The sequence below is a fragment of the uncultured Methanobrevibacter sp. genome, from assembly GCF_902770715.1.
In the GTDB taxonomy this organism is placed as follows: Archaea; Methanobacteriota; Methanobacteria; order Methanobacteriales; family Methanobacteriaceae; genus Methanocatella.
In genome coordinates, this window is sequence record NZ_CACXTS010000012.1 from 115,232 (window position 1) to 138,491 (window position 23,260).

The window sequence follows — 23,260 nt, forward strand, 5'->3', positions numbered from 1 at the left end:
TGTATTTGGGCACGTCCCAAATACTCGTTTTTTAAAATCAATTTTATAGTGATATTAATGAATATTATTGAAGGTAAAACATGGACTTTTGGGGAAAATATTGATACTGATGTCATAATTCCTGGAAGATATTTAAGAACATTCAATCCACAAGATTTGGCGGATCATGTATTGGAAGGCGAACGTCCGGATTTCACTAAAAATGTCAAAGCCGGAGACATTATCGTTGCCGATGAAAACTTTGGATGTGGTTCATCAAGAGAACAGGCACCAGTGGCTATTAAAACAGCAGGCGTTAGCGCTATTGTTGCTAAATCCTTTGCAAGAATTTTCTATAGGAATGCAATCAACATAGGATTGCCGGTTATAGTTTCTGATATTGAAGCTAAAGATGGCGATATCATTAGCATTGACCTGTCAAAAGGAACCTTAGTCAACAAAACAACTGGTGAAGAAAAAACATTTGAACCGTTTAAGGAGTTCATGTTAAGTATTTTGGAAGATGGTGGATTAGTCAACCATTATTTGAATGAAGCGGAATAGGAGGTATGATTATGGAATGTCCGATTTGCGGTAGCGATGATATTGAAATTTTGAATTCAAAACAGAAATCATCCAAGAAAAAGATTATTGAAGAATATTTATTGAAATGTGAAGATTGCGGACATGTTTTTAAAGATATCTTTTCAGCAAAAAAACCTCAACCTTATCGATTAATTATTTCAGAGCAAGACAAATCTCATAAGACCACTATTGAATTGTCTCCAAGCGACCAATTAGAAACTGGTGATGTTTTACTTTCAGATTTGGGTCAAGTTGAAGTAACCAGTATTGAAGTTGCAGATACTAGAGTTGATAAGGCTCAAATTGAAGATATCAATACTATTTGGGCGGTTTCAGTTGAAATCCCTGCACGTATTGGCTTTTCAGTAGATTTGCATGGGGAAGTTGATTCATATAAATTAGATTTGGAAAGGGATTTTAAGATATCTCCTGGAGATGTTGTCAAAATCGACAAGCATATCGTAAGAGTGCATGTAATTAAAACACAGGATAGGAAATTGACTTCTGGCTTTGCAAAAGCAGGAGTTATCAAAAGAGTTTATTCAAAACCTGTTAAATTTAATAATTATGATTATGATTTAACAAGATACATTTTTAAGAAAACAAAATAGAGTGAAATTACAATGAAAGTATATATTGAATCTTATGGCTGCACATTTAATAAAGCTGATGGACAAATAATCGCAGGCGTCTTAAAAGAGGATGATATAGATATTGTAGAGTCTATTGATGAAGCTGACGTTATTATTGTCAATACTTGCTATGTTAAATTGCCGACTGAAAATAAGGTTACTTATAGAATCCAAAAGCTCCAGGAGGATTTTCCTGATAAGAAAGTCATCATCGGCGGATGTATGGTTGAAATCGACCCTGAAAAATTGGATAAGATCGGACCGGAATGCTCTTGGATTGGACCTCACCAGTTAAATAAGGCCAGTGAAGTTGTCAATGGTGCTTATTGTGGAGAGGTTATTCGCGAATGCGGATTTTCAAAAGAGCCTAAAGTTGGCGTTCCTAAGGTTGTGGATGATGGTTTGATTCATATTGTGCAGATTTGTGAAGGCTGTTTGGGCGCATGTACTTTCTGCTGCACTCGATTTGCTCGAGGACCGTTAAACAGTTATCCTATTGATGACATTGTTGAAGAAGCAAGGAAAGCTATTGGGAATGGGGCCTGTGAAATTCAACTGACTGCACAGGACACTGCCGCTTTTGGCCGTGACACTGGCGAAAAACTATCAGATTTAATCAAAGAAGTGGCTAATTTAGATGGGGATTTCAGAGTTCGTGTTGGGATGATGCATCCTAAAAACATTTTAAACGATGTTGATGAAATAATCGATGCTATGAAACATCCGAAGGTATATGATTTCATTCATTTGCCTGTTCAATCAGGAAGTGATAAGGTTCTATCCGAGATGAATAGGGGTCATACAATAGAACAATATCTTGATGTTCTCTCAAAGTTTAGAAATGAAATTCCTGATTTGACACTTGCTGTCGATATCATTGTGGGGTATCCGACAGAAACCGATGAAGATTTTGACTTGACTGTTGAATTGCTAAAACAAATCAAACCGAGTTTAATTCATTTGTCAAAATACCAACACCGTAAAGGTGCAATCTCTTCTTCACTTCCGGAAATTCCGCGTGAAACAATGAAGAAAAGATCAAAATTTTTATCTGAAATTAAATCAGAAATAACCGAAGAAGAAAATAGGGATTTGGTTAATTCAATTCAAAAGGTATTGGTTGTTGAAAAAGGTTCCAAAGGTGGTTTCATTGCTAAAACTAATTCTTATATTCCAGTAATTGTTCATGATGTGGAATTAGGAACTTTTGTTGATGTAAAAATAACAGAAGCGACTGCAACTTATCTTAAAAGCGAAGTATTATTGAAATAATTTTTATTTTTCATTACCATTCTTATTTTCATATTATTGTTAATTTTTATCCTTAATTTTTTTATAATGCTTATATTTTTTTCTAGATTTTGAAAGCATATTCTATGAGGGGATATGCTATAATATGGGGGAATAATAAGCAGTTTTACCGATACCTTTATATACTATTGTTTACTATCTTTTAATTGGAGGTGTAATAATGAGTGAATTACCAATCGCACCAGTCGGTCGTATCTTAAAAAATGCTGGCGCACAAAGAATTAGTGATGATGCAAAAATTGCATTAGCTGAAGCATTACACAAAAAGCTGTTAATTTCGCACGCCACGCTGGTAGAAAAACTGTAAAAGCTGAAGATATCAAATTAGCAATCAAATAGATTCTCTAATTAGTTATTTTCGATAAAAAGCTTTGGAATAAAATCTATTGGCCATTTTCTTGGTCAATTTTTTTTATTTTTTATATTATTACTACTTGTTCTATTCAACTAAGAAAACTTTATATATTACTTTTTCCAAATTATAGTATGTTGTATAGGACCGGTGGTCTAGGGGTATGATTCCTCTTTGACGTGGAGGAGATCACGAGTTCGAATCTCGTTCGGTCCATATGCCATGGTAGTTTTCAAGTCCGGCCCATGGCATTCTGTTTTTTTTATTATTCTCGTTTTTAATTAATCTTTTTTTTGTAAAAACAGCATTAAAATTAGATATTTGGTGATGGAGTTTTTTTTTTGATTATTTTGGTTATAATGTGATTGGTTTAGGTTTTATTTGTGTGTTTTCCCTTAACTCTTTGTATGCTTTAACGATTTCATAACCTTGGTCACTTCCAATAATGTCAGAACCTGCAGTTAAAATTTGGTTAGCGAATTTATACTCGTTAATTCCACCAAAGATTTCAATTTTAATTTTTGGTGCATGTTTTTGAATGATATTGATGTCATTAACATTTTCAAAGATGTGATTTGGTGTTACAAATCCTGTTGAAGTTTTTACATAATCCGCACCGCTGTTTTCAGCAACTTTTGCCGCATTTGCTTTTTGGTAATCTTCCAATGCTTTTGTTTCTATAATGACCTTCAAGATTTTATCTCCGACAACCTCTTTGATCTGTCTGATTTCATCTTCAAGCAATCCGTATTTTTCATCTTTGAGATAACTTAGGTTGATAACTACTTCGAATTCATCCACACCTTTTTCAAGCAATGATTTAGCTGCTGCAACTTTGCTTTCGGTATCCTCAAAACCTAATGGAAATCCGATTACGCTTCCTACTTTAATGTCTGTGTCTTTTAATTCTTCTTTTGCAAGAGGAACATAACATGGTGAAACGACTACTGAATGGAAGTTTAATTCTTTTGCTTTTTTGAGGAATTCTTTCATTTCACTTTCAGAAATCAAGTTGTTTAAATTAGTATAATTTATTAGACTTGCTAACTGTTTTGAATTTTTTATATTGTATACCATAGTACCACTCTCTAATTAGTTAGTATTTATACGAACATATATTTAAATATTTTTATGCAATTTTTTTAACCATATATGGCCCAAGTTTCTCATAGCCGAATTTACGATAATAATTTCTAGTTCCAATTCCGCTTATTATAGCTATTTCCTCTTTTCCATTGTCAATAGCTAAGTTTTCAGCTTCTTTGAGAAGTTTTTCTCCAAATCCGGTATGTTGGCCTATTTTAGGATTTTTGTCTCCAATCTTTATCATGTTGCCGTAAACATGCAGCTCCCTTACCAATGCTGTCTTATCGCTGATTTCATTTCGGAAATGATTTTCGGATGGAAAACGCAATCTTAAGAATCCTGCAATGCTCTCTTCATTTATATCTTCAATGGACAGGAAATTTTCGACACCGCCGCATGCATCATAACTTTCATTATACAATTCGAAATCTTCTAAAGGATATTGCCTTGAGGTTTTTTTGTGACCAATTTCACGGCATCGAATGCATTGGCAATTGATATGCTCTTCATCCAATCTATTGTAAACGAGTTCTCCTAGGTTGGATTTTTTAACGCCCGCTTCAATAAGTGTGGAAGGTATATCCCTTTGAATCCTCATTGTCCTAACCCATTTCGGAAGGATTTTTTTAACCTTAACAATTAGTTCAACGGCTTCTTCATCAGTATATGGGGCATATTCTCCTTTGGCCCATAAATCGTATAATTCACTTCCTTTTGTAACAAGGCAAGGATAAATTTTAAGCATGTCAGGCTTAAACCTTTCATCGCTGAAAAGCTGTTTAAACATTTTCAAGTCCTGTTTTTCATCTGCAAATAAGCCTGGCATCATATGCATGGCCACTTTTATTGCAGAATCCCTTAAGAGTTGATTTGCTTCAACAACATCAGCTATTGTATGTCCCCTTTTGATCTTTTTGTATAATTCATCGGATAATGTCTGAACACCCAATTCAACACGTGTGACTCCAAAATCAAGCATTCTGTTAATGTGCTCTTTTTTACAGTAGTCCGGACGTGTCTCAAAGGTCATTCCAACACATCTGACTTTCGAACTTTCATTTGCCTTTTGAACGTCACTAATTAAAACGTAATCGCTAGGGGGATATGTTTTCAAAACCCCCTTTTCAAAGGATCTTATCTCTTCATAATCTAAATTATATTCATAATTGCCAGGTTTATTTTCAATTATCAATCCAAAATCAGTCATTGCTTTTAGGCATTGTGATACAAACCACTCCTGATAACATAAGTCTCTTGAAGGAAATGTTCCGCCCATTATGATTAGTTCTACTTTGTCAATAGGGTGCCCTATCTTTTTCAATTGTTTCAAGCGATTAAAACATTGAACATACGGATGGAATTCATACATTCTTCCTCTGAGTGCAGCAGGTTCTTCACCTGTATAACTTGGAGGGGCGATATCGCTTTCAGGACAATAGAAACATCTTCCATGTGGGCATTTGTGCGGATGGCACATTACAGCAACAATAGCAACACCTGACATTGTTCTTGTAGGTTTTTTCTTCAGAATTCCTGACACAATTTCCTTTTCTTCAGGTTTTGCATATTCTAAAATATCGGCATTGCTCATGAATTTTGATAATTTCAAGTCACGGCAAAGCTGCCTTTTTTCTACTTCAAGCTCACGTCGAGTGGATATTTTACCATTAAGAATATCATTTATAATAATTCGACATGCCTTTTCCATTATTTAACCTCATTAATTAATAGTTAATTTTTTATAATCGTTTTATTTAAATATTTAGTGGTTAAAATATATTATTATAATTATGTAGGTGAAAACTATGAAAATTAAAGAATTTTTAGGTTCTACAGTTTTAGATAAAAATGCATATGAAGTAGGTAAAGTTAGCAATGTTGATTTTGATGTTGACACTGGTAAAATTGAAAACATTACATTAACTTTACAAAAAAATATCTTCTCCAGAGATGAACTTGAAATCAGTTTCGATGATGTTGCTACTATCGGAGCTTATGTTATTTTAAGCAAAGAGATTCCAAAAGAAGCTGAAGCTGAAGCTGAAGCTGAAGAAGCTGAAGAAGAAGCTAAAACCGTTGAAGTAACAATTGAAGATGAATAAATTAGGTTTTTAATATGGTTTTCGATGCAAGAGGTATTGAAATTACCCTTGACTCATATGTTAGGTATGTCGACACTGGAACAATCGGCAAAGTCACTGACATGAAGGTTCAGGATGGCTTTGATTGGGTTCTTTTGGATAAGACTGGTTTATGGTATCGTTCAAATTTAGTGGAATTGCTTGATGAGAAGGATATTAAGAAATCAACATATTACGATAAAGAAAGTGACGGTGAAGTCGACATAGATGAGTTAAAAGAAAAAGCAAGAGCTTTAGAGGATATTGAGTTAGACTCTAAAGTTGCTGAAGGTGGAGGTTAAATCCCACCTTTTTTATTTATTTGAAAATAATCTTATTTTTTCAGCGAGTTTAGGTCCAATACCCTCAACTCTTTGAAGTTCATTTTCTGAAACGCCACTCAAATCATTTCCAAAGATATTCACCAGATTTCTAGCTCTTTTTCTTCCAAGTCTTTTCACGCCAACAACTAATGGAATGATATCTGTTTTTACACCATAATATAATCTGGCAGATAGGAAATCATATTCTTTTAAGTTGGAATAATCACCTAAAACTTCTGCAGTATTTTTAGCAAATTTAACAAGGCGTGAAGCTTCATAAGCGGATCTTCTAGTTGAAGCGGAATAAACATTATATCTATTTTCGATTTCATATTCGCTTCGCTCATTTATCCATTCGATTAGGGATACGGTTGTTGCTTCAGGATTTCCAATGTCCACGGCAAACAATCCGCATTCGGATAATTTTTCCTGTACTGGATCTTTTGATTTTCTTCCTTTAAATGAGATTAATGGAAGGTCCGGAGTTTCAGATAACGCATAAATAAATTCTTCAACATTAATTTCATTAATGCCGGAAATATATTCTTTAATTTTAACGGCAGTTTCAACAGCATAATTGGATTTAGCTATTAGATTACCGAAATCGGTTGTTTTAAGCCCTTCAGGTGTTGCCCTTATTATTCCGTTTTGAAGTAAGAAATTCAATGCAGTTTCAAGTTCATATTTCAAGCTTTCCTCAGCAAAGAAAGCCATTGACGGATTATTGTTCATTTGATATCCATAGAGTGTTTTTCCGAAAAAGTCGGTTAGCTCATCCAAATTCTTTGAAAGGGATGATGCGATTTGCGCAATAATCTGTCTGTAGATTGCATCTTTGTTATCGACTAATTTTGAATTTGTTTTTTCAATTTCCCCTTCAATGTAGTAATCTTCCAGGTTCATGGCTTCATCCATGGTTTTTGCAATCAGATAGGAATATCCCACATCATCGTATTGGGGCCTTCCAGCCCTTCCGGACATTTGTTCATAATCAAAAACAGGTATTGGCTGCGGCCCGTTTCCGGTCCAGCGGGTATGATCTCTGATGATGACAGTTTTTGAAGGAAGGTTTACGCCATACATCAAACTTGGTGTTGCGGTAATCATTAGAATGTTCCCGTTTCTAAATTCATCTTCAATTATTTCTTTCTGTTCATTGAAAAGACCTGCATGGTGGAATGCCACTCCCATCTCTGCGGCTTCCGCTAATTTCAAGCAGGTGCTTGTCGGAAGGGATCCCTTTTTCTTAGGAACTTCCAATAATTTGTCTGCAACTTCCTTGAATCTTTTTCTCTGTTCCTTGTTGATTTTTTTATTAATTTTTTTAGCAACATAAGTGGCCAGGCTTTCTGTAAATCTTCTTGTTGAAACGAAAGCCAATGCTTGTGATTTGTCTTTCATGGCCTTTTCTATTACTTTAACAATAACATCATTCTTATTCTTTGTATTGAACATTTCAGCATCCAGAACTTCCTTATGTAATGGCACAGGCCTATAATCATGCTCCACGCAAGTTCCTTCAAGCCACCCTTCAATTTCATCTATATTTCTTAAAGTGGCGGAAAGTGCAATTATTCTCATGCTTGGGTTTATGATTTTAGCTCTTGTTATTGCAGCTTCAAGTGTTGGTCCTCTTGTGTATTCTCCAATCATGTGGAATTCATCAATGATTAGGGTATCGACATCTCTCAGTACATTCCAGGAAAATCTAGTAAGTGCATCGAATGATTCGAAAACCATGACGGATAAGTCTGCACTGGAAGGGTGCTTGCCCACACTGATTCCATGCTCTTCAAATGCTTTGAATTCCTTTACTTTTTCGTTTTGGATTGAAAGAAGCGGTGCTGCATAGACTGCTTTTCCACCATTTAATATGGTTTTCAAAGCAGGCAGTACTCCTAAAACGGTTTTTCCACTTGCTGTTGGGATGCAGATTATATAATTTGATTTATCTTCCAAATATCCAGATTCAATCACAGCTTTTTGAGCGGGGTTGAATTCTTCAATGTAAGGGTATGCACTATTGATTATTGTTTTGATATCGGTATCTAAATTTTCCATTTTAATCATTTATTTTTATTTTTTTTATTAATATTAAAGATTTGTAGAGAGCATTTGAAATCTATTTATTTTAAGTAACAATTATATATTACTAATTATTAAAATAGTTACAAAATAATATAATAGGAGAAATTACCATGGCAATTAAAGTAGAAGTATTTTCAACCAATTCATGCCCACATTGTCCATCAGCAATTGAGGCTGCTCAAAAAGCTAAAGATAAATTAGGCGATGCGATTGATGTAGAAACAATTAAAATCGATGAAAGTATGGAAAACAGACAAAGAGCAATCGACTATCAAATTATGGCAGTGCCTACTATTGTAATTGACGGTGATGTTGCATTTGTTGGTGCACCTACTGATTTTGAGCTTATTGAAAAATTAGAATCTATGTTATAGATTCACTCTTTTTTATTCTTTTTATTAAAATGACTAATGATAATTATACTGGCGTTACAACCGGTACAATAGCTACTGCTTGTTCGCTGGCTGCTTTGGATGCAATTTTGGATACTCCTGACATTGTATGCGTTAAAGTCGAAACCCCTAAGAAAGTATTGGATATTATCATTGATGAATGTAAATTGATATCTTCTTTTAAGGCATGTGCCGTAGCTCATAAGAATCCATATAATGATCCGGATGTCACTGTGGATTTGGCGATTATTTCCACTGTTGAGCTATTCGATAAAACAGATGAAGAGGATAATATCATAATTACAGGCGGTGAAGGAGTAGGAATAATTACAAAACCCGGCCTTCAAATACCTGTGGGGGATTATGCTATAAATCCAGGCCCACGCCGTATGATTGTCAAGAATCTGTCTGATAAGATTCCTGATGGAAAAGTTGCCAAAGTAACCATTTCCATTCCTGAAGGAAAAGACATAGCTAAGAAAACCATGAATCCCAAATTGGGCATAATTGGAGGAATATCTGTTCTTGGAACTACTGGAATAGCAAGGTCCATGTCAAGTGATGCCTATAAAAATTCCATTGTCACTCAACTTGATGTTGCAATCGCTTCAGGTATTGAAGATTTGGTTTTTGTCCCTGGAAATATCGGTGAAAAATTAGCATTAAATGATTTGGACGTCACTAAAGAACAGATTGTTCAAACAGGTAATTTCGCAGGTTTCATGTTTGAGGAAGCCGAAAAGAGGGGAATTACCAAATTCACTTACTTTGGGCATATGGGCAAGCTGATTAAGGTTGCCGGCGGAATATTCGATACTAAACATGCCGTTGCAGATGGAAGGCGTGAAATAATGGTTACCCATGCGGCGTTGTGCGGTGCGGATAGGGTTCATCTTCAAAGGCTATTTGATTCCAAAACAACCGATGATATGATGGATATTTTAAATGAAATCGGTATTTCTGTTGAGGTTTCAAACAGCATTGCGCAGGCTATTCGAGATAGATGCAAGCAGCGTTTTGATTTGGATTTGAATGTTATCCTGGTGGATATGGAAGGCAATTATTTAAACGATAATATGGAAATTAGCAACAATAAATAATTTCAGCATTTGACCATTATTAATGAAATCCTTTTTTTTGCTTTATTGTTGCTCACTGTTGCTGTATTCAAGTAGTCTTCCAACATGACGAGTTTCAAAGAACATATCTTTTTTAGCCATGATTATAATAATTGTAACTACTGTTATTACTATTGTCTCCAGGCACTTTGTCTCCGGAGTTAGTGCTATTTTCTCCTGCATGAAATTGACGAAGAAATGGAATATCATGCAAGCCAATATCGAACGGTCGCTTTCAAGATAGACCCATGTTATGACAAATCCCATAGGGATTCCGCTCACAAAAAAGTTAATCACATAAAGAGGATTCACCATAAGTCCTGCCTGATAGGTTCCTTGAATGAAGATTAAAGGAAAATGCCAGAAGGACCATAGCACTCCAAAAATCATGGATTCCCAAAACCAGTTCATATAGTTACCAATTGAATCCTCACAGTATCCTTTCCATCCAACCTCTTCAATTATCGATGCAATCGTAATGGTAATAAACGCTCCAGCTATTCCGACACCTGTAAAGGAAAAGCTTTCAGTAAAGGAAAACTGGTTAAGTGACTGTCCAAAGGGTAGCGACAACATAATGGAACAGACTATTACTATTGCAAATACAATCACGGCCCAAACTACATTTATCCATTTTACTTTGTAAAAGCCGATGATTTTATTTTTAAAGTCTTGCTTAAGAGCATCTGACCCGGATGCCATAATGAAAACTGTAGATACAATAGCCGGAGCCATAAGGCCTATCAACATGAGTAATGGACTGATGCTTTCCGGTAAAAAGATTGCCGGAATCCAAAATATCCAGGTAAAAACATATGCCAGAGCAAAAAATAGAACTGGTTTATATTTGTAGTTTCCGGTATTGTTCACTCGACCGCCTCCATATCGCTTTTATCAATCAGGTCGTAAATGAAACTCATTGTTCCGTTCTCTGCCCCGAGGAGTTTTTCAGTCATGTCTATAAATACGGAAATGTCTTGTTCACTAAATGGACCTTCATTAAACGTACCGTCGCTGATGATAAGGAGCATCTTAACACGTTCAGGTATATTGTCGCATTCGAAGATGCCTTCCTCCACTCCTTCGTTTATAACTTCGGATAAAAGGGGAGTAATGATATTAATCAATTTTTTTCTGACTTTATGGTGCATTAACACGTTTTCCGGCTGGAAAAGTGCATTTTTTATGGGTTGTTCTGCTTCGGTAGGTTTCATTGATGTGAGCATCATGACTATTTTTTGAGGTACTGAAATGTCCATTGTGATAATCTGTTTTGCCATTTTTGTCTCACTGTCGATCATCATGTCTATGACTTCTTCGAGCATCTGCTCTTTACTTTGGAAATGGTAGTAGTATGTGCCTTTAGCTATTTGCGCCTTTTCTATGATTTCATCAACACTGGTATTTTCGTATCCCTGTGTGAGAAACATATCATATGCTATCTTTAACAACTCTTTTTTCCTTTTTTCGCCTTTTTTCATAATTGCCTCCAAAAATAAACCATCGGTTGATTTTTATATTATGATTAACCTCATATTCTTGTCAATCATTTTTCGACTATTAGTCGGTTTTTAATTTTAATATAAATATTATCCTATATAAATTTTTCACTATGATTTGATGGTAGGAGATGATTGTACTGCCTCAACTTGTAGAAGTTGATGTTGTTCAGCATTGATTTTTACTAACTTTTCGGATATTTATTTAAACAATAATTTTATTATATAATATTGATTGATTTAAATGGAGTTTTATTTTTTATGAAGATAGCTATGGTTGGCCAATTCCCGCCTCATGTTGGTGGTGTTGGTGTTCATATTCACACTTTATCAAAAAAGCTGGTCAGTGAAGGCCATGAGGTTTATGTAATCACTTATCCTCACAAGGATATTAAGGATATTGACGGAATCCACGTTATAGGTACTAAAGGTCTTAATATTCCGGGTGTTAGAGGATTAATGTTTAAAATGAATGCTAAAAAAGCATTGGAAGAACTTTTGGAAAAGGAAGACATCGACATTATACATGGCCATTATTTATTCCCTGCGGGCGCCGCTGCCGTTGAAGTTGGAAAGGAACATAACATCAGAACATATGTCACAGCACACGGGTCTGACATGTTTGAATTATATAAGACACAGCCTTTTATGAGATCAACAATCAGAAAAGTTTTGAGAGATGCTTATCGCGTTTTTGCAGTAAGCAATGCATTAAGGCATGAGATTATTGCAACAGGCGTTCCGGGCATAGCTGACAAAACCAAGTTATCATGGAACTCAGTAGACATAGATAAGTTTTCTTCAAAGGAAAATGATTCATTTAAAAAGGAAAATAAACTTGAAGATAAGCCAATCGTTCTTTTTGTAGGTAACTTAATTAAAAGAAAAAATGTCAATTCATTATTGGAAGCTAAAAAAATAGCAAACAGCGATTATTATCTGGTTATTGTTGGTGATGGGCCACAATATAAAAAGCTCAAGAAAAAAGTTGAAGATGAAAATATTCGTGATGTGATATTTACTGGCGCTAGAAACGATGTGGAAAACATTATTCCAAGTTGTGATGTTTTGATATTGCCATCTTTTTCAGAAAGTTTTGGTTTGGTTTTAATTGAAGCCTTAGCTTGTGGAAAACCGGTTATTGGAAGTAAAGTTGGTGGAATAACTGAAATAATAACTGAAGATGTGGGTTTGTTTGTAAATCCGAATAAAATTTCTTCCATAGCAAGAGCTGTTGATAACATAATTAATGATGATGAATTAAGATTAGTTTTATCACTCAATGCAAGAAATCGTGCAATGGATTTCGCTGAAGTTACAATTCCTTATGATGGGGTGGAATAATGAAAAAATCTGTAAGATCTCCAGGTTCTGCTACAATAATCAATGCCATTGCAACTGGTTTCGGTTCAGCATTCGGGATAGGTTTGGATATCGAGTGTGAGGCCAAAACTGCTGATGAGGGCATTCATTGTTCCAATGATGTTGGAGCGGATAATTCTTTAATGGAGATTTGCACTAAAAAAGTTTTCAATCATTATAATATTGATGAAAATGATTTCGGTATTGATTTAAAAACAAAATCAAATTTACCAATGGCTTCTGGATTATCAAGTAGCAGTGCTTCATCCAATGCAATTGTCAAGGTGGTCTCTTCAATCATTTCTGAGGAATTCAATCTAAAACCTCTTGATGATTTGGAAATAATCAATATGGCAATTGATGCTTCTTTAGATGCTGGAGTGACCATTACAGGGTCATTTGACGATGCTACTGCATCTTATTTTGGCGGAGTTGTTGTTACTGATAATATGAACAGAAAATTCATTATTAAAGAAAAAATGGATGAATATCCTATTTTAGTATATATGCCTAATTTTTACTCAAAATCAGGCGATTCTGATAAAGAAAGGATGAAATTATTGGCTCCATTAGTTCAAACAGCCTTTGATTTTGCTCGAAATAAGGATTATTTCAAGGCTCTAAATTTAAACGGGTTAATTTATTCCGCAACATTGGGCTTTGATTCAACAATAGCTATTGATGCTTTACAAGCAGGAGCTATTGCTTCTGGCTTATCAGGGACGGGTTCATCATTTGTGGCGGTTGCATCTGAAGACGCAATCGATGATATTAAATACTCATGGAGCAAATATGAAGGTAAGGTAATAGAAACAAAAGTGGATAATAAAGGTTGTAGGATATTATGAAGAAAAGATATTTGATGCTGGCATTGATAGTTTTGATATGCAGTTTATCAATTGTTTCAGCATCGGAAGATATTTCAGTCTCTAATGACACATTAAGTGTTAATGATGCAATTACATTATCCGAAAATGTTAATAAGATTGCGGATAATGTAAACGAAGTTACCGCTGATTCCAGTAATGGTGATGCTGATAATGGTAGTTCTGATATTGTGGCTAATGACACCAATCAGCAAAATGGTGGGGTCGGTGATGAAAACAATAATGTTTCAAATAGTACTTCAGATACTAATTCTTCCAGTGGAAAAACTCCTGAAGTGCCTGTTGTAGTTGCAAAGGCAAAAAATGTTGTCACATCAGGTAATGTTAAAGTAGTTTATGGAAATAAGGCCACATATACAGTTAAAGCTTATGATAAGGCGGGAAAACCTATTGCTAATAAGTTAGTAACCATTACAATAGGTAAAAATGTCTACACTAAGAATACAAATGAGAAGGGTGTGGCTACTTTTACATTTAAATATAATGCTGGAAATTATGTAATTAAATATTCTGTTGATAAGTTAAGCGGGTCCAATACTTTCACTGTTAAAAATAAGATTACATTAACAGTATTGAAATGGGGTATTAAAGGGGATGTTTCTAAAGTTAAGTTAATTAAAAAGAACATGCCTAACAATGCTGTTGTTAAAAAAACTGTCGAAGTAACTAAAAAAGGCATTCCTCTTTTAATGTTTAAAGGAGGACCTGGAAAAGTTGTTTTCATGACTGCAGGTGTTCATGGAAATGAATTGTCATCACAAGTCGCCGCAATGAAAATGATTGCTCATTTAACTAAAACTCCTGTTAAAGGAACTATTTACATAATGCCTTTTGTAAACGTTAAAGCTATTTATAAAAAAGTTAGATACACAGATAAAGATTTCAATCGTATTGCTTCTAAATCAGGCACTATACCTAATAAAATTGTCAAGTTGGTATCCAAATATAAATGCGATGCTTATGGAGATTTCCACACAACAAAACCTGGTGGAGTTCCAGGTAAGAATATTGTCATGGGATCTAAAGGACCGGCTAAAAAAAGTGCTGATTTAACCAATTATATTGCTAAATATGCTAAGGTGAATAAGAGAATTTATAAGTATGCAGGTGAAGTATATCCTGGAGCAATATCTGACAATGTTAATAAATTAGGAATTCCTGCAGTAATTTGTGAAGTTGCACTTCCTCACAATACTGTTACTTCAAAATCTGTTACTCTTTCATACAATATGATGAAATATTTCTTGAAATATAGTTCCGTTATATAAAGAATATTTCTCATTTTTTTATTTTTTTCATTGATATTGAAATCATAATTTTAATTTCAATCATTGCTTAAAAACATATAATTTATATAGTAGGTTTAATAATAAATTATATTATTATCATTATTATCAATTTGGTGATTTTTTGAGTGAGACTAATAACATAAAATCTTTTAAAAATAAAGAGGAAGCTGAAGAACTTCTCAAAAAATCTAGAATTCGCATTGATGAAATTGATAATGAGTTATTTGATTTGATTTCTCAGAGAACTTCTCTTGCAAAAGATATAGCTCTATGTAAAGAATATATTGGAATGCCAATTTTGGATAAGTCTAGAGAAGATGCTATTCATAAAAAAATTGAGAAATTTTCTGAAGAAAATGGTCTTGATGTGGATATTGTTGATCAAATCGTAGATATGCTGACTATTTTAAATAAAAATGAACAAAAAGAAATTTTAAGGAGGAATGTTGATGGGTAATATTAGAACTTCATTTGTTAAACGTTTAGCAAAAGAACTTATTGAAACTCACAAAGGTGTTTTCACTACTGATTTTGAAGAAAATAAAAAATTAGTAACTGTAAGTACTAAACACTTAAGAAATAAAATTGCTGGATATGTAACAAGGCTTGTAAGGTTAGAACAAACCAGAGACTAAGCTTTTTTTCATATTTTTTATTACTCTTTTTTTATTTTAATTATTTTAATTTTGAACTTTTTTTAATTTATTTTATATATATTTAAAAGTTTATTAATATGGTCAGATAAAAATATATATGAATATTTTGTTTCATAAGACAAAATTTCAATGAATTTTTAAGAAATAGGTGAACTTAATGGATTTGATAGTAGTAAAATTTGGTGGAACCTCGGTAGGCGATGGTTCTAGAATTAAAAAAGCGGCGCAGTCCGTAGTAAATGAGTATATGAAAGGCAGTCAGGTAGTAGTTGTAGTTTCCGCTGTTAACAAGACTACTGATGAGCTCATTGGATTATCTAATGAAGCTATTGGTGGAAGTTTAACAGATAAGCAGAAGGCAGAAATTATGGCTATGGGTGAATTAACTAGTGCTAGATTATTCTCAGCAACTATTGAATCATTAGGTGTGAAGTCTGAATTCATTGATCCTTATAATGAATTATGGCCAATCATGACAGATTCTAATTCTTTAGAAGCTAAAATTGATTTAAATACCACTCTTAAGAAGACTGATGGAATCAAACAGCTTGTAAATCAGGGTGTTATTCCGGTCATTTGTGGATTTTTAGGAAAGGGTCCTAGCGGTGAAATCACAACTTTAGGAAGAGGTGGAAGTGATATCACAGCATTTTTAATGGGACATTGTTTGGATGCTAATGAAGTGGTAATTGTCACTGATGTTGATGGGGTAATGTCAACAGACCCTAATAAAATCGAGGATGCGGAATTGTTAGACACAATATCTGTTGAGGAATTAAGAGACTTGGCAACTCATGGGGCTCAGGTTTTACATCCTCATGCATTAAAATATAAAGATCCATTAATCAGTGCAAAAATTATTAATTTCGAACATGGAGACATTTCTGCGAAGGGTACTCGTATTGTAGGACCTTTTGAAGGAGAAATGTTAAAATGTGTCACCCTTTATAAAGATCCTATTTCACTTATAGCAATTGTTGGTGAGGCTATGCTTAAAAAAGTTGGTTTAATGGCTAAATTGACAGCAAGTCTTGCTGATGAAAACATTAATATTTACGGTATATCTGCAGGTCAAAATTCAATCACTGTGTTTGTTGATAAGACAGACTCAAATAAAGCATATCACTTATTGCATCAATTGGTAATAGATGTTGATGTTTTAAGTTCATTATCACTTGGAAGAGACACTGCTATGATTACATTTGTCAGTCCGGACATCATTGAAACTCCGGGAATCATATCTGACATTACAGAACCACTTAGAAAAAATAATATAAACATATTGGAAATCACATCATCACAGACCGCTGTTGTATTATTCGTCGACTGGGAAGATGGTGAACAAGCTCATAAATTAATTAGCGAGGTTTTAGAATGAATTTTGAAGGAACATACGTTGCAATGGTCACTCCATTCACAAAAGAAGGAACACTTGATGAGGAAGGATTCAGGTCAAATATTAATTATTTAATTGATAAAGGTGTTAACGGTTTAGTTGGTGCTGGAACTACTGGGGAATCAGCCACTATGACTCACGAAGAGCATCACAGAGTAATAGAAGTATTGGTTGATGAAGTTAACGGTAGAGTAGAAACTGTTGCCGGAACTGGTAGTAATGCTACATCCGAAGCATTATCTTTAACAGAATTTGCTTATGATGCTGGTGCAGATGCGGCATTATTAATTACTCCGTACTACAACAAACCACAACAACATGCATTAGTTGATCATTATGGTACCATTGCAGAAAAATGTGACATTCCTCTTATTGCGTATAATGTGCCTTCCCGTACTGGAAGCAATATAGAAGTTGACACTGCTGTTGAATTAGCTAAAATCGATGGTGTCGATGCAATTAAAGAAGCTAGTGGTAGTGTTGATAAAGTATCTGACATTTACAGGGCACTTACTCATGAAGGTCTCGAAGATGACTTCAACATTCTCTCCGGTGAGGATTCTTTAACTTTGCCTATTATGGCTGTAGGTGGAACTGGTGTAATCAGTGCATCTGCTAACATCGATGCAAGAAGAATGGTCTTAATGGTTGACAGCATTTTAAACGATGATTATACAAGAGCAATGGAACTTCACTATGAAATGCTGGAATTAATAAGAGCTCTTTTCATTGAAAGCAATCCTGTTCCTGTTAAAACTGCAATGAGATTAATGGGACTTCCAGCCGGACCTTTAAGACAGCCATTATGTGACATGAAAGAAGAAAACTTAGAAGTTCTTAAAAAAGCATTAAAAGATTCTGATTTAATTTAAGTAGGTTATATTATGATTAAAGTTGCAGTAACTGGAGCAGCAGGAAGAATGGGCTCCGGTATTATTAGAAAAATCACAGAACAAGACGACATGGAAGTTGTTGCAGCTATTGAAATGCCAAATACTCCATTAGCAGGAAAAGACGCAGGCCTTCAGGCTGGAACAGAAGAGCTTGGTGTTGAAATTGTCGGCTCTGAAAAATTAGAGGAAACCTTAAAAGCTTCAGGCGCTGAAGTATTGGTTGACTTCACTATAGCTCCTGCCGCAGTTGAAACCATTAAAGTGGCTACCGCCTGTGGTGTTAATGTTGTTGTCGGAACCACTGGTTTTACTGAAGAACAAATGGTTTCCAATATTAAAAATATTGAAGACAATAATGTTCGTGCGGTTATTTCATCAAATATGGCTATTGGTGTTAACGTATTTTTCAATACTTTAAAGAAATTAGCTCCCCTTTTATATGATTTTGATATTGAAATTATTGAAGCACACCACAACCAGAAAAAGGATGCTCCTTCAGGAACAGCCATGACTGCATTTGAAGTAATTGCTAATGAGCTAGACCGTGATCCGGAAGAAGTTGGAGTATTCGGAAGAAAAGGTTTAGTCGGCAAAAGAACATCTGAAGAAATAGGAGTTCACGCCATCCGTGGTGGAGATATTGTAGGTGACCACACCGTAATGTTTGTTGGTGATGGTGAAAGATTGGAAGTTAAACATCAAGCGCACACAAGGGAAGTTTTCATCGCTGGTGTGATAAGGGCTATAAGATATGTGCCTACTGCACAGCAAGGTGTTGTTAGCAGTATGAATGATGTTTTAGGTTTAGAATAGGTGAGTTATATGGTAAATGTGGGAGTACTCGGTGCGACTGGAATGGTTGGTCAAAGATTTATTCAATTGCTCGAAAACCATCCAGATTTTGAAGTTACAGCATTAGCGGCATCTTCTCGTTCCGCAGGCAAAAGATACGAGGATGCTACTACTTGGTATATGAATGAAGAAATGCCAGAATCTGTTAGGGACATTAAGGTTGTTGAAACCAGTCCTGATGCTATGGATAACGATGTGGATATTGTATTTTCATCTCTTCCAGCAGATTTTGCATTGAAAGTTGAAAAAGAATTTGCTAAAGATTATGTTGTTGCAAGTAATGCTAGTGCACACAGAATGAAGAAAAATATTCCTTTAGTAATTCCTGAAGTTAATCCTCAATGCTTAGACATGATTGATGCGCAACAGAAGGAAAATGACTGGGATGGATTCATTGTAACTAATCCAAATTGCTCAACTATTGCATTGGCTTTAACATTAAAACCTATTGTTGATAATTTTGATGTAAAAGCTGTCAGAGTATCAACAATGCAAGCAGTATCCGGTGCAGGTTATAATGGGGTTCCTTCTATGGCCATTATCGATAATCTCGTTCCATACATCGGCGGCGAAGAAGAAAAAATGGAAAGCGAATCCCTCTATTTATTGGGTTCTTTCGATGGTAACGATGTAATTAATGCAAATTTCAAATTGAGTGCATCATGTCATAGGGTACCTGTTATTGATGGCCATACTGAAGCAGTATTTATTGAGCTTGAAGATGACTTTGACATTGCTGATGTTAAAGATAGTATGCAAAACTTTAAAGGATTGCCACAAGAACTTAATCTATTCTCAGCTCCTGAAAATCCGGTAATTGTCAAAGAGGAAAATGACAGACCACAGCCTCGTATGGACAGAAATGCCGGTAATGGTATGGCAGTTACTGTTGGTAGGTTAAGAAAAGACCAAGCTTTTGATAACAGTTTTAAATATGTTCTTGTTGGACATAATACTGTTCGTGGTGCTGCTGGAGCATCAATATTGAATGCAGAATTAATTAATGATAAAATACTCTAATTTTATCAATTTATTTTTTCTATTTTTTTTTAAATTTTCTATTTTTTCCATCTGTTTTCTTATTCTTTTTAATTTTATTTTTAGGTTAATTTAAGGGTTTAATTTAAATAGTATGAAAATTATATTTTATATCAAGGAATTATATTGTACAATATATCGGAGTTTCCAATTTCATAAAATATTAGTAATTGGAATTCGATATTGGGATAAAATTTTAACTAAGGGATAGAATGGAAATAGGAATTGATGCAGATAAAGACACTCTACAATCTTTAATTCGATCTTGCCTATTGGAGCTTAATAAATTAAAATACGACTTAACTGAACTCGAAGTGGAGCGAGCTAATGATAATACTCCTCAAAGGATTAAAGAGCTCGAAAAAGATATTGTAGACAAAGAAAAAGAAGTTTCTGTTATTAAATTTAAAGCAGAAGATGAAATTAACCTTTTGAAAAAACAGCTAGATGAAAAAGATATCTTAATTAAAAATCAAGAGGATAGAATTTACGAGTTAGATTATGTAAATAATTCTCTCGACGAAATTAAGGAATATTTTGCTGAACAATTAAGAGAATATAAGAAAAAAGAGCTATCTGATGTAAATGAGAGACTGAATGACTCCTATAAAAGCATTGCTGAAAAAGAGGCTACTATTAATTCTCTTTCAAGAACCATTGATGACTATAAGATCAAAGTCATTAAGCTTGAAAATAATGTTGAATCTCAAACTCAAATTCTTGAGCTCGAAAAACAAATTGAACTTAAAAATAATGAGATTCGCATAAAAGAAAATGAATTAGAACAAAAAGGAAATGAATTGGATATCTTAAAACAGCAAACCATTCCTCGAGATGAATATATTTCTCTTCAAACTCAATTTGAATCTGAAATCAGCGCAATGGATGCTGAGATTACTAACTTAAAACAAGATACTATCCCTAGAAAAGATTATGAGGATCTTCAATCCAAATTTGATTCAGAAATTAAAAATTTAGATAATCAAATTGCTGTTCTTAAAGAAAATTCCATTCCTAAAGATGATTATATTTCTCTTCAAACCCAATTAGAAAATGAGATTTCCGCTCGTAATACTGAGTTAGAATTTATTAAAGAAAAATCAGTTCCAAAAGAAGATTATATTTCTCTTCAAACCAGATTAGAAAATGAGATTTCTGCTCGTAATACTGAGTTAGAATCTATTAAAGAAAAATCAGTTCCAAAAGAAGATTATATTTCCCTTAAAACTCATTTTGAAAATGAGATTTCTGCTCGTGACAGTGAGTTGGAATACATTAAAGAAAGATCTGTTCCTAAAGATGAGTTTGTGTCTCTTCAAAGCAGGTATGATAATGATATTGCGGCTCGTGACAATGAGTTGGAATATATTAAGGAAAGGTCAGTTCCTAAAGATGAGTTTGTGTCTCTTCAAAGCAGGTATGATAATGATATTGCGGCTCGTGACAGTGAGTTGGAATATATTAAGGAAAGGTCAGTACCTAAAGAAGAATATGTTTCCCTTAAAACTCAATTGCAAAATGAACTCACAGCTAAAGATAATGAACTCCGCTACTTGAAAGAGCAAACTGTTCCACGTGAAGATTTCATTAATCTTAAAAATGAGTTAACAAGGAAAAACGATAAAATTAAAAGACTTGAAGAAATCAATACTTTCTTTAATGAGCTTCAAGAAGAACAAGAAGCTTATGAAACTCAAGAACAAACTCCTCCATTCAGATTGGAGAAAAAACAAAGTAGATAATTTAAATCTACTTTAATTTTTTTATTTTTATTTTATTCCTGCTAACCATGTACATGTCCCAGTACATTTCATTCTTTTTTCAATAAGTTTCCTTGTTTAATTAATTTTACATGAAGAATTATCGCATTGTTTTTGTTTACTTGTGTAATTATCATGGGTCGCTTCAAGTATAATGGTAGTATTTCTGCAATGCTTTTTCATTTGAAATTCTTTTTCTTACTTCAATTTACTTTATACCATAAAGTATTTATATAACCTTAAACTCATGTATTAAGTAGAAAGGTTTAGTCAACACTATAAACTTATTTTCTCATGTTGATAATTAAACTGATCTAATTATTTAATAAAATTAAAAAAAGGTGATTATTAATGGCACAAGGACAACCAATTTTTATTTTACCGGAAGGTACTAACAGGTCTGTCGGCAGAGATGCTCAAAGAAATAACATTTTAGCTGGTAAAGTATTAGCTGAAACCGTAAGAACTACTTTAGGTCCAAAAGGAATGGACAAAATGTTAGTAGACGGACTCGGTGACATTGTCGTAACCAACGACGGTGTAACAATCTTAAAAGAAATGGATATTGAACACCCAGCAGCAAAAATGCTCGTAGAAGTAGCAAAAACCCAAGAAGATGAAGTCGGTGACGGAACCACTACTGCAGTAATCATTGCTGGTGAATTATTAAAAAAATCCGAAAGCTTACTTGACTCCGACATCCACCCAACAATCATAGCTATGGGTTACAGAAAAGCAGCTGAAAAAGCTCAAGAAATCTTAGACGAAATCGCAATCGATGATGTAGATTCCGAAACCTTAATGAAAGTAGCTATGACTGCAATGACCGGTAAAGGAACCGAAGCAGCACGTGAACCATTAGCAAAATTAATCGTAGAAGCTGTAGAAGCAATTGCTGATGAAGATGGTGTCGACATTGACAACATCAAAATCGAGAAAAAAGACGGAGCTATTGCTGATGAATCCACATTAGTTGAAGGTGTAATCATCGACAAAGAAAGAGTACACCCAGGCATGCCAGGATTAATCGAAGGCGCAAAAATCGCATTAATCAACACTCCATTAGAAGTTAAAGAAACCGAAATGGACGCAGAAATCACTATTACCGACCCTGCACAAATGCAAGCTTTCATCGAACAAGAAGAAAAAATGGTTAAAGACATGGTCAACAAAATCGTTGATGCTGGAGCAAACGTATTATTCGCACAAAAAGGTATCGATGACTTAGCACAACACTACTTATCCAAAGCTGGCGTTTTAGCAGTAAGAAGAGTTAAAAAATCTGACATCGAAAAATTATCCAGAGCAACCGGCGCAACCGTCATCACCAACTTAGATGACTTAACCGCTGAAGACTTAGGTGACGCAGGTATCGTTGAAGAAAGAAAAATCTCCGGTGAAGAAATGATCTTCGTAGAAGAATGCAGCGGAGCAAAATCCGTAACATTATTCATCAGAGGAAGTACCAAACACATCGTAGCTGAAATCGTAAGAGCAATCGAAGACGCTATCGGTGTAGTTGCAGCTACTGTAGAAGACGACCAAGTTGTTGCTGGTGGAGGAGCTCCTGAAATTGCAATGGCTAAAAAACTCAAAGATTACGCAGAATCCATTTCTGGAAGAGAACAATTAGCTGTAAACG

25 protein-coding genes, 1 tRNA gene and 1 pseudogene are annotated in these 23,260 nt (G+C 34.4%); 22 read left to right on the top strand and 5 right to left on the bottom strand.

The features are described 5' to 3' along the window. Nucleotides 1–57: 57 nt before the first annotated feature. From hacB to QZU81_RS05220, 5 genes and pseudogenes are all read left to right on the top strand, one after another. A complete protein-coding gene (gene hacB, locus QZU81_RS05200; RefSeq protein WP_292825253.1) occupies nucleotides 58–543 on the top strand; it encodes a homoaconitase small subunit in 486 nt (161 codons plus the stop codon). Between the two features lie 11 nt (nucleotides 544–554). Beyond that, on the top strand, nucleotides 555–1,175 hold the full coding sequence (locus tag QZU81_RS05205) for an HVO_0476 family zinc finger protein (RefSeq protein ID WP_292825256.1): 621 nt from the start codon (nucleotides 555–557) through the stop codon (nucleotides 1,173–1,175). Between the two features lie 12 nt (nucleotides 1,176–1,187). Further along, nucleotides 1,188–2,468, top strand: a complete 1,281-nt coding sequence (locus QZU81_RS05210) for a tRNA (N(6)-L-threonylcarbamoyladenosine(37)-C(2))-methylthiotransferase (protein WP_295589917.1) — start codon at nucleotides 1,188–1,190, stop codon at nucleotides 2,466–2,468. 199 nt (nucleotides 2,469–2,667) lie between these two features. Then, nucleotides 2,668–2,846 (top strand): annotated as a pseudogene (locus tag QZU81_RS05215) (histone family protein). A 157-nt stretch (nucleotides 2,847–3,003) separates the two neighbouring features. Continuing rightward, nucleotides 3,004–3,075, top strand: a tRNA-Val gene (locus QZU81_RS05220). 138 nt (nucleotides 3,076–3,213) lie between these two features. Here QZU81_RS05220 and deoC read toward each other — a convergent pair. Next, a complete protein-coding gene (gene deoC, locus QZU81_RS05225; protein ID WP_295589920.1) occupies nucleotides 3,214–3,936 on the bottom strand; it encodes a deoxyribose-phosphate aldolase in 723 nt (240 codons plus the stop codon). A 52-nt stretch (nucleotides 3,937–3,988) separates the two neighbouring features. After that, nucleotides 3,989–5,653 (bottom strand): tRNA uridine(34) 5-carboxymethylaminomethyl modification radical SAM/GNAT enzyme Elp3, encoded by a 1,665-nt coding sequence (locus QZU81_RS05230; RefSeq protein ID WP_295589923.1) that lies wholly within the window; start codon nucleotides 5,651–5,653, stop codon nucleotides 3,989–3,991. Nucleotides 5,654–5,750: 97 nt separating this feature from the next. Between QZU81_RS05230 and QZU81_RS05235 the strand changes: the two genes are divergently transcribed. Next, complete coding sequence (locus QZU81_RS05235; protein WP_295589927.1) at nucleotides 5,751–6,047, top strand: PRC-barrel domain-containing protein; 297 nt, start codon at nucleotides 5,751–5,753, stop codon at nucleotides 6,045–6,047. A 14-nt stretch (nucleotides 6,048–6,061) separates the two neighbouring features. Next, a complete protein-coding gene (locus QZU81_RS05240; RefSeq protein WP_292825270.1) occupies nucleotides 6,062–6,367 on the top strand; it encodes a DUF2098 domain-containing protein in 306 nt (101 codons plus the stop codon). A gap of 12 nt (nucleotides 6,368–6,379) precedes the next feature. Here the strand turns inward: QZU81_RS05240 and QZU81_RS05245 are convergent, their stop codons facing one another. Continuing rightward, nucleotides 6,380–8,458 carry a DEAD/DEAH box helicase gene (locus QZU81_RS05245; RefSeq protein ID WP_295589929.1) on the bottom strand — a complete coding sequence of 693 codons (2,079 nt, stop codon included), beginning with the start codon at nucleotides 8,456–8,458 and terminating at the stop codon, nucleotides 6,380–6,382. A gap of 128 nt (nucleotides 8,459–8,586) precedes the next feature. On the opposite strand from QZU81_RS05245, the gene QZU81_RS05250 reads away from it, so the two are divergent. Both QZU81_RS05250 and cbiD read left to right on the top strand, forming a co-directional pair. Then, a complete protein-coding gene (locus QZU81_RS05250) occupies nucleotides 8,587–8,850 on the top strand; it encodes a thioredoxin family protein (protein ID WP_292825276.1) in 264 nt (87 codons plus the stop codon). A 29-nt stretch (nucleotides 8,851–8,879) separates the two neighbouring features. Continuing rightward, nucleotides 8,880–9,968, top strand: a complete 1,089-nt coding sequence (cbiD, locus tag QZU81_RS05255; RefSeq protein ID WP_295589957.1) for a cobalt-precorrin-5B (C(1))-methyltransferase CbiD — start codon at nucleotides 8,880–8,882, stop codon at nucleotides 9,966–9,968. A gap of 42 nt (nucleotides 9,969–10,010) precedes the next feature. Here the strand turns inward: cbiD and QZU81_RS05260 are convergent, their stop codons facing one another. Next, nucleotides 10,011–10,487 (bottom strand): CPBP family intramembrane glutamic endopeptidase, encoded by a 477-nt coding sequence (locus QZU81_RS05260; protein ID WP_342764261.1) that lies wholly within the window; start codon nucleotides 10,485–10,487, stop codon nucleotides 10,011–10,013. On the opposite strand from QZU81_RS05260, the gene QZU81_RS05265 reads away from it, so the two are divergent. Beyond that, nucleotides 10,465–10,632, top strand: a complete 168-nt coding sequence (locus QZU81_RS05265) for a hypothetical protein (protein ID WP_292849926.1) — start codon at nucleotides 10,465–10,467, stop codon at nucleotides 10,630–10,632. The two genes, QZU81_RS05260 and QZU81_RS05265, sit on opposite strands and share 23 nt — an antisense overlap. 57 nt (nucleotides 10,633–10,689) lie before the next feature. Then, on the top strand, nucleotides 10,690–10,839 hold the full coding sequence (locus QZU81_RS05270; protein ID WP_295589962.1) for a hypothetical protein: 150 nt from the start codon (nucleotides 10,690–10,692) through the stop codon (nucleotides 10,837–10,839). Between the two features lie 13 nt (nucleotides 10,840–10,852). Here QZU81_RS05270 and QZU81_RS05275 read toward each other — a convergent pair whose 3' ends face one another. Beyond that, nucleotides 10,853–11,467, bottom strand: coding sequence for a TetR/AcrR family transcriptional regulator (locus tag QZU81_RS05275; protein ID WP_295589965.1), 615 nt, complete (start codon nucleotides 11,465–11,467; stop codon nucleotides 10,853–10,855). A gap of 279 nt (nucleotides 11,468–11,746) precedes the next feature. Between QZU81_RS05275 and QZU81_RS05280 the strand changes: the two genes are divergently transcribed. The 11 genes from QZU81_RS05280 to thsA form a co-directional block, all read left to right on the top strand. Next, on the top strand, nucleotides 11,747–12,829 hold the full coding sequence (locus QZU81_RS05280) for a glycosyltransferase family 4 protein (protein ID WP_295589968.1): 1,083 nt from the start codon (nucleotides 11,747–11,749) through the stop codon (nucleotides 12,827–12,829). After that, complete coding sequence (locus QZU81_RS05285; RefSeq protein ID WP_292825291.1) at nucleotides 12,829–13,695, top strand: shikimate kinase; 867 nt, start codon at nucleotides 12,829–12,831, stop codon at nucleotides 13,693–13,695. The genes QZU81_RS05280 and QZU81_RS05285 overlap by 1 nt, the downstream gene beginning before the upstream one ends. After that, entirely contained in the window at nucleotides 13,692–15,002 is a 1,311-nt protein-coding gene (locus QZU81_RS05290; protein WP_295589973.1) for a succinylglutamate desuccinylase/aspartoacylase family protein, read from the top strand. Before QZU81_RS05285 ends, QZU81_RS05290 begins: the two co-directional genes overlap by 4 nt. Before the next feature lie 142 nt (nucleotides 15,003–15,144). Continuing rightward, a complete protein-coding gene (locus tag QZU81_RS05295) occupies nucleotides 15,145–15,480 on the top strand; it encodes a chorismate mutase (protein WP_295589976.1) in 336 nt (111 codons plus the stop codon). Then, nucleotides 15,473–15,658, top strand: a complete 186-nt coding sequence (locus QZU81_RS05300; RefSeq protein ID WP_295589996.1) for a 30S ribosomal protein S17e — start codon at nucleotides 15,473–15,475, stop codon at nucleotides 15,656–15,658. The genes QZU81_RS05295 and QZU81_RS05300 overlap by 8 nt, the downstream gene beginning before the upstream one ends. 178 nt (nucleotides 15,659–15,836) lie before the next feature. Continuing rightward, nucleotides 15,837–17,057: an aspartate kinase gene (locus QZU81_RS05305; protein WP_292825303.1), complete on the top strand. Its 1,221-nt coding sequence runs from the start codon at nucleotides 15,837–15,839 to the stop codon at nucleotides 17,055–17,057. Continuing rightward, entirely contained in the window at nucleotides 17,054–17,947 is an 894-nt protein-coding gene (dapA, locus tag QZU81_RS05310; RefSeq protein ID WP_292849910.1) for a 4-hydroxy-tetrahydrodipicolinate synthase, read from the top strand. The genes QZU81_RS05305 and dapA overlap by 4 nt, the downstream gene beginning before the upstream one ends. A 12-nt stretch (nucleotides 17,948–17,959) precedes the next feature. Continuing rightward, complete coding sequence (gene dapB, locus QZU81_RS05315; RefSeq protein ID WP_295589981.1) at nucleotides 17,960–18,781, top strand: 4-hydroxy-tetrahydrodipicolinate reductase; 822 nt, start codon at nucleotides 17,960–17,962, stop codon at nucleotides 18,779–18,781. A 9-nt stretch (nucleotides 18,782–18,790) separates the two neighbouring features. After that, complete coding sequence (asd, locus tag QZU81_RS05320; protein WP_292825310.1) at nucleotides 18,791–19,840, top strand: aspartate-semialdehyde dehydrogenase; 1,050 nt, start codon at nucleotides 18,791–18,793, stop codon at nucleotides 19,838–19,840. Nucleotides 19,841–20,070: 230 nt separating this feature from the next. After that, nucleotides 20,071–21,600 (top strand): hypothetical protein, encoded by a 1,530-nt coding sequence (locus tag QZU81_RS05325; protein ID WP_295589984.1) that lies wholly within the window; start codon nucleotides 20,071–20,073, stop codon nucleotides 21,598–21,600. A 369-nt stretch (nucleotides 21,601–21,969) separates the two neighbouring features. Further along, nucleotides 21,970–23,260 (top strand): thermosome subunit alpha (gene thsA / locus QZU81_RS05330; protein ID WP_295589987.1); only part of this gene is annotated, 1,291 nt, incomplete at its 3' end.